The sequence below is a fragment of the Dactylosporangium sp. NPDC049140 genome (assembly GCF_040648435.1).
Genome location: NZ_JBEZDS010000038.1, coordinates 38,994 through 45,786, shown reverse-complemented (window position 1 = coordinate 45,786; position 6,793 = coordinate 38,994). Strand labels below are relative to the sequence as shown.

The 6,793-nt window shown below is 73.5% G+C and carries 5 protein-coding genes; 3 read left to right on the top strand and 2 right to left on the bottom strand.

Annotated features, from left to right (window positions below):
* Nucleotides 1-136: 136 nt before the first annotated feature.
* Entirely contained in the window at nt 137-634 is a 498-nt protein-coding gene (locus tag AB0B76_RS41465) for a hypothetical protein (protein WP_360386054.1), read from the top strand.
* 8 nt (nt 635-642) lie between these two features.
* On the opposite strand, the gene AB0B76_RS41460 is transcribed toward AB0B76_RS41465, so the two are convergent.
* Together AB0B76_RS41460 and AB0B76_RS41455 are read right to left on the bottom strand one after the other, a co-directional pair.
* The gene (locus AB0B76_RS41460; protein WP_360386052.1) at nt 643-3,363 is read right to left on the bottom strand and encodes an adenylate/guanylate cyclase domain-containing protein; all 2,721 of its coding nucleotides are present in this window, start codon (nt 3,361-3,363) and stop codon (nt 643-645) included.
* A gap of 251 nt (nt 3,364-3,614) precedes the next feature.
* On the bottom strand, nt 3,615-3,836 hold the full coding sequence (locus tag AB0B76_RS41455) for a zinc ribbon domain-containing protein (protein WP_360386050.1): 222 nt from the start codon (nt 3,834-3,836) through the stop codon (nt 3,615-3,617).
* Between the two features lie 55 nt (nt 3,837-3,891).
* Between AB0B76_RS41455 and AB0B76_RS41450 the strand changes: the two genes are divergently transcribed.
* On the top strand, nt 3,892-5,097 hold the full coding sequence (locus tag AB0B76_RS41450) for a lytic murein transglycosylase (RefSeq protein ID WP_360386048.1): 1,206 nt from the start codon (nt 3,892-3,894) through the stop codon (nt 5,095-5,097).
* A gap of 139 nt (nt 5,098-5,236) precedes the next feature.
* Nucleotides 5,237-6,184 (top strand): GNAT family N-acetyltransferase, encoded by a 948-nt coding sequence (locus tag AB0B76_RS41445; RefSeq protein ID WP_360386272.1) that lies wholly within the window; start codon nt 5,237-5,239, stop codon nt 6,182-6,184.
* Nucleotides 6,185-6,793 lie beyond the last annotated feature (609 nt).

Below are 6,793 nucleotides of genomic sequence, written 5' to 3'. Positions count from 1 at the left end.
GTCCGGAGCGGAGCGGAGGGGCCGCTCACCATGGGCACAGCTTTGTCGCGCCGTTGCCGGAGCTTGCGGAGGTGACGGCGTGAGCCTGTCCGAAGCGAAGCGGAGGGCCGGCGGGCGGGCGTGATGGAATTGGGCCATGGCTAAGTGGGTCGTCGTGGTCTCCGGGGAGCAGTACGCGAACGAGCGGGTGTACGGGGCCGGTGGGCTGACCGCACCCGAGCTCGCTCCCGGCGACGAGGCGCTGCTGGTGGCCGGGGGCGATGAGCCCGTCGTGTTCGGGCTGGGGCGGGTCGACCGGGACGGGCGGGTGCAGTACACGGTGCGGCTGCTCGACTCGCCGCTCCCCGCGGGCGCGTTCGGGGATCGCACGCGGCGGCTGGACGACGCCGAGTTCGTGGCCGTCGCCAAGCAGATCGAGCCCGCTCCGCCCGCGCCGCGGCGGACCTACCTCGTCAGCGTCGACCTGCCCATCGAGGCCGCCTCGCCGGGCGAGGCCGTGCGGGCGTTCTGGAGCTACGTGCGCGAGCTGGGGCCGGCCGAGCTGCCGGCGTTCGTGTGGCCGGCCGGGGACGAGCTGGCCATGCAGGCGTACGTGCTCGGGGCCGAGGCCAACCAGGACCCCGAGGAGGAGTGAACGGTCTCCTACTCGACCGTTGAGAAGCGGATCGAGCCGGCCATGAGGTCCGGGTGCTCTATGGTCAGGGCCAGCGCCACCGACTCCTCCAGGCTCAGCGCGCCGCCGGCCGCGTAGGCCGTGTCGAAGGCCGCGTCGCCCATCAACTGGCGCAGCTCCGCCTGCTGCTCGGTCCAGAACGCACCGAACGCGCCGCTCGAGCAGCGCAGGCGGATCCGGGCCGACTGGGCCGCGCCGAAGAGCCGCGCCGAGGTCTCCAGGTCCTCGGCCAGGGCGCAGCGGACCGCCATGGCGTTCAGTGTCTCGCAGACCCGCAGGTGGAAGCCGTGGGTCATGCGCGAGCGCAGGGCCACGATCAGGTGGTCGTGGGCGGCCACGAGATCGCCGCGGGCCAGGGCGACCATGCCCAGCACCATGTCGACCGTGCGGCGGCCGCGCTCCAGCGGGCGGCTGTTCTCCAGCGGGCGGGCGCTGGCCAGCAGGTCCGCGGCCTCGTCCAGTTCGCCGCGGCGCCAGAGGAGCTGGGCCAGGGCGTACACGGCGGACAGGGCCTCCCCGGCCACGCCCTGCTCGTCGGACCAGATGATGATCTCGCGGGTCAGGCGCTCGGCCTCTTCGGTGCGCCCCATCTCCAGCAGCGGGGTACCGCGGGCCGAGAGGATGCGCGCGATCAGGCCCGGATCGCCGGCGCGGCGGGCCGCGGACTCGGCGCGCTGCGAGAAACGCAGCTCCTCGACCGTCTCGCCGTCGGCGCCCGCGTGCAGGGAGTGCATGTGGTACGCCGCCGCCAGCTCGGCGTCGGGAACCGGCTCGCCGGTCGCGCTGATCCGCTCGTACAGCCGGAACAGCCACATCCGGCCCTCGCGGACCAGGCCGCGCTCACGCCACCACTGGTCGAGGGCGCCCGCGACGGCCAGGCCCTGACGAGCGCTGCCGCGGGTCACCGTCCAGTGCAGGGCGGCCCGCAGCTCATCGGCCAGGGGATCCAGGGTGTACAGCGAGAGCGTCACCGGGCGCCCGTCGTGATCCAGGTACGCGTCGTGGGCCGCCTGCAGGCACCAGGCGACGTGCCGCTCGCGGGCCGACTCCTCCTCGCCCGCCTCGACCAGCAGCCGGGCGGCGTACGCGCGGATCGGGTCCAGCATCCGGTACGTCGCGCTCGTGGCGCCCGCCTCGGCCTGCAGCAGCGACTTGTCCACGAGCGTGGCCAGCGGGTCGAGCGGGTCGCCGTCGTGCAGCCACTCGATCGCGGGCAGGTCGACGGGGCTGGCGAAGACCGACAGCCAGCGCAGGAGCTGGGCCGAGCGCTGGTCGAGGGTGCGGTACGACCACTCGACCGCGGCCTGCATCGTGCGGTGCCGGTCGGAGGCCTCGCCGAGCGCGGCGGCCGAGCCGGCGTCCAGGGTGCCCAGGACGTCGCCGATGCGGTCGGCCAGCTGCGGTACCGACAGCAGCCGCAGCCGGGCCGCGGCGAGCTCCAGGGCCAGCGGCAGCCCCTCCAGGGACTTCGCGACCCGGGTGAGGTGCGCGATGTCGCCGGCCTCGACCGGGCGGCCGCCGCGGGCCGCGGAGGCGCGGTCGACGAGCAGGGCCACCGCGTCGCTGAAGCCGCCGCCGCTGGCCGCCTCGACCGACAGCGGCGGGATGCGCCAGACGACCTCGCCGGCCAGGCCGAGCGGCTCGCGGGAGGTGGCCATGACGTACACCTCGGGGCCCGCGGACAGCAGCCGGGCGACGAGCCGGCGGGTCGCGGGCAGCTGGGCGTCGGAGGTGTCGAGCAGCACGAGGAGCCGGCGGACGCGGACGTGGTCGGCGATCGTCTGCACGACGGCGCGGCCGGGCTCGGGGCGCAGGCCGAGGGCGGCCGCGACGCTGACGTCGACGAGGTCGGCGGTGGCCACGGCGCTGACGTCGACGAACCAGACGCCGTCGCGGAAGCGCTCGACGATCTCGCCGGCCGCCTCGACCGCGACCCGGGTCTTGCCCGCGCCGCCGGCCCCGACGACGGTGACCAGGCGGTGGCGGTGGATGAGGTCGCGCACGGCGGCCCGCTCGGTGGCCCGGCCGATGAATCGGGTGGTCTGCACGGGCAGGTTGTGGGCGGGCGCGTCGATGGTGCGCGGGCGCGGGAACTGCCGGTCGAGACCGGGCGCGACGAGCTGGAAGATGCGCTCGAAGCCGTCGAAGCCGCGCAGCCGGTGCAGGCCGAGGTCGAGCAGCCACGCACGGTGGCCGAGCGGGCCGTTCTCGACGCAGGGGTCGGTCGGGTCGATCGGGGCGGCCGCGGACGACAGGCCGACGTGGGCGGCGGTCGCGGCCGAGCACAGGACCTGCCCGCCGTGGGCGGCGGCGGCGACGCGGGCGGCGCGGTGGACCTCCGGAGAGGTGTACTCCCCGCCGTAGGGCTCGGCGAAGCCGGTGTGCAGGCCCATCCGGACCTTCGGGCGGGCCTCGGGGCTCGGCCACTCGTGGGCGGCGAGCGCGCGCTGGGCCTCGGCGCAGGCGGCGAGGGCGGCGGCCGCGTCGGCGAAGGCGACGAAGAGCGAGTCACCCTCGGTGAAGAGCTCCACACCGTCCGCTTGGGACAATGCGCGGCGAATCACCTCCCGGTGCTCATGGAGCACCGGACGGTATCCCGCACCGAGCATCTGGGCCAGACGAGTCGAGCCCTCGATGTCGGTGAAGAGGAAAGTCACCAGCCCGCTGGGCAGGTGCGTCCGCCCCGACACGTGAAACCTCCGCCTTCCTAATTCAGGCGTGCCCCATATTTCCCCAACCAAGTGGCCCGCGCATCGTAGAAACGGTCGATCCCGGATTGGTCATCCGGGGCGATCCGTGCTGGTCAGTAACGATGGCAGGCAAAGCTTGAGTGGGTTTCGCGTGACGTAACGACAACACTCCGGCAGCGGATGTGGCACGACAGGACACAACATCAAAGCCGTTTTGCCGGTGCAATCCGAAACCCATCCGTAACAATGTTTCAGCAACCACAGGCGCCGCCGCAGCAACCGCCGCCGGCCGCCGGGCCGGGCATCGCGCCGGACCCGCCGGAAGAGCCGCCGCCGACCGCGATCGTGGACAGCAGTTTCACGGTGTCGTCGTGGCCGGCCGGACAGCTGGCCTTCACATTCGCTTCACGCATCGGGCGTTGCACCTCGAAGGTGTCTCCGCAGGCCCGGCAGCGGTACTCGTAACGTGGCATCCCCACAGGCTATGTCACGGTGACACGCGCCCGGGAATTCGGAATACTCGAGAGCGTGGCAAGCGACGACGAGAAGCCGGAGGCCCAGCGACCGACCACAATGGACACTCCCGCGGCCCCCGTGATCCGTCCCCCGGCCCCCAGGGCCCCGGACGAGCACACGATGCCGGTGGAGATCATTGCGCCGGACCTGAGCCAGGCCAGCGAGCCGAAGCCGCCCCACCAGCCCAAACACGCGGTGGGGGACGGGCCGCGGCGCAGCTGGCTGGAGTTGCGGCGCTCGCGGGACCAGCCCGGCGCTCCCGAGTCGCAGGGCCCGCGCGGCTTCGGTTTCGAGTTGCGGCGCTCGCGCGGCGACGCGGACGCGCTCGAGTCGCGGCCGGAGAAGTCGGCCCGGGCGGTGGCGCGGCGGGAGTGGCTGGAGCGGGCAAAGGCCCGGCCCGGCTTCCGGTTCCTGCTGCCCGGCGTGCTCTTCGCGGTGCTGCTCGCCGCGGCCGGGGTCGCCGGCGCGGTCGTGGTGCCCGCGGCGTCCAAGCCGCGCGCGGAGGCTTCCGAGTCGGCGCCGGCTCCTGGGGGTACCAACGGCGTCCCCCCAATCACGGGAGCACCCGAGACGGGCGAGGCCCCGCGGCCGGAGGACCCGTCCGCCTCACCCACCTTCAGCCCGCCGCCGGGCACCCACCAGCGGCCGGCCGACGTCTACGGCGCGTGGGCGGGCACCCGCTCGGTGCGGCTGAGGATTCCGGTCGTGGCGCTGCAGGCGTACGGCTACGCGGAGGCCGCCGCCGCGCGCGCGACCCCGAAATGTCACCTGACCTGGACCACCCTCGCAGGCATCGGCAAGATCGAGTCCGACCACGGGCAGACCGGCGGCTCCGTACTGCAGGATGACGGCCGCTCCGTCCCGCCGATCGTCGGAGCGCCCCTGGACGGGCAGAACGGCCGGCAGTCCATCGCCGACACCGACCAGGGCCAGCTGGACACCGACCGCAGCTGGGACCGCGCGGTCGGCCCGATGCAGTTCCTGCCGGCGACGTGGAAGCAGTACGGCGTCGACGCCGACGCCGACGGGGTGATCGACATCAACGACATCGACGACGCCGCCCTGACCGCCGCCGCGTTCCTGTGCGAGAACGGCCGCGACCTGTCCACATTGGAAGGCTGGAACGCGGCGATCCACGCGTACAACGTGCCGGAGGAGTACCGCGCCGCTGTCTTCAACGCCACCAACGACTACGGGCGCAAAGACCGGCAGGGATGACCGGGACCGGCCCGCAGGGTAGATCAATGCCACGCTCTGCGCTCTGGTACTTCCGCTCAGCCACAAACAAGGGCAGGCTTAGGGCGTGAAGGTGCGCGAGTGGGACCCAGGGACCGCACCCGCGGCCGAGCTCGACGCGATGCTGCGGGCACTGAACGACATCGTGGCACTCGACGTGCCCGAGGATCCGCCGTGGCGCGAGACCATGTTCCGGGAGTACCTCGGCGTCACCATGCCGGGTGAGCGGCGCACATCGTGGCTGGCCACGACCGACGGCGGCGAGATTCTCGGCCACGCGAGCCTGCTCGCGCTCGAGGACATCGGCGTGCTGGAGCTCTCGGTCGTGCCGAGCGCCCGCCGCGGCCGCGTCGGCACCACGCTGCTGTCCGCCGTGGCCCGCCGCGCCGCCGAGGAGGGCTTCGAGTCGGTCGGCGTCGAGGTCATCGGCGGCACCCCGAGCATCAAGTTCTTCGAGGCCCACGGGTTCGAGTGCGCGTTCATCGAGATGCGCAACCTGCTCGACCTGTCCGGCGTGGACTGGCTGCGGCTGGGCGAGATGGCGGCGGGGATCAGCGCGGGGTACCGCATCGAGTACTACCCCGGCGGCCCGCCCCCGGAGCTCTACGCCGGCTACGCCGCCGCGAAGGAGGTCGCACGCGCCTCCGTCGCGGACGACCTGGACCTACGCCCGAGCTCGTACGACTCCGAACGACTGGCCGCGAGCCTGCGCACGCTGCACGCGCGGGGGCTCAAGCCGTACATCGTGCTGGCCGTCCACGAGCAGTCGGAGACGATCGCGGGCCTGACCGAGGTGGTGGTACCGGCGCAGCGCCCGACGCGCGCGGACCAGTACGACACCATCGAGGTCCCGACCCACCGCGGCTACGGAATCAGCCGCGCGATCAAGGCCCGCATGCTGTTCGAACTGCGCGCGGCCGAGCCCCACCTGCTTGACGTGCAGACGTGGAACGCCTTGGAGAACGAGCCGTTGCTGCAGGTCAACGCGGAGCTGGGCTTCAAACCGGACCGCGAGTGGCGCGAATACGAGGCGGACGTCATCGATTTGCTGCGCCGTCTGAAATCCTGACGCGGCCCGTTCCATCGGCCGCCGGCCCTTGACCGCCGGCGGCCTGAGCAAAGATCGCCGCCACCACGCCACCACGCCACCACGCCACGGCGCCCGCGGCCTTCGACCGGCCGCAACGCTGACGGTCGTCAGCCCCCATGGTGCGGGCGGTGTCGAGGTCGTGCCGGACGTCGGTCCCCGCGGAGCACGGCCAGCGTCACCGCGCCCAGCACGACCCCGAGCACGCCGAGCCACGGAGGGCCCGCCCGGCCAGCAGCGGCCCTCGATGGGCCGGGCTCCACGACGAGCGTCAGCCCCGCCGGGGTGGGACGACCGCGGAAAGCGCGGCCGACAGGCGGGATGACCGCGAAGGCCCGTCGACCACCAAGGCGCGGGCCGGCAGACGGGGGCGACCACGGAGACGCGGCCGGCCACGGAGGCGGGACGATCACGCAGGCCCGTCGATCACGAAGGCGCGGCAGGCAAGCGCGGAGGCCTTGGCGTTGGGGCAACCGCGGAGGCGCGGCCAGCAAGCGCGGAGGCGCGGCCAGCAAGCGCGGAGGCGCGGCCAGCAAGCGCGGAGGCGCGGCCAGCAAGCGCGGAGGCGCGGCCAGCAAGCGCGGAGGCGCG

Coding starts and splice junctions, on each gene's coding strand:
- AB0B76_RS41465 (WP_360386054.1), top strand. CDS start 137: ATGGCTAAGTGGGTCGTCGTGGTCTCCGGGGAGCAGTACGCGAACGAG.
- AB0B76_RS41455 (WP_360386050.1), bottom strand. CDS start 3,836: ATGCCACGTTACGAGTACCGCTGCCGGGCCTGCGGAGACACCTTCGAG.
- AB0B76_RS41445 (WP_360386272.1), top strand. CDS start 5,237: ATGCTGCGGGCACTGAACGACATCGTGGCACTCGACGTGCCCGAGGAT.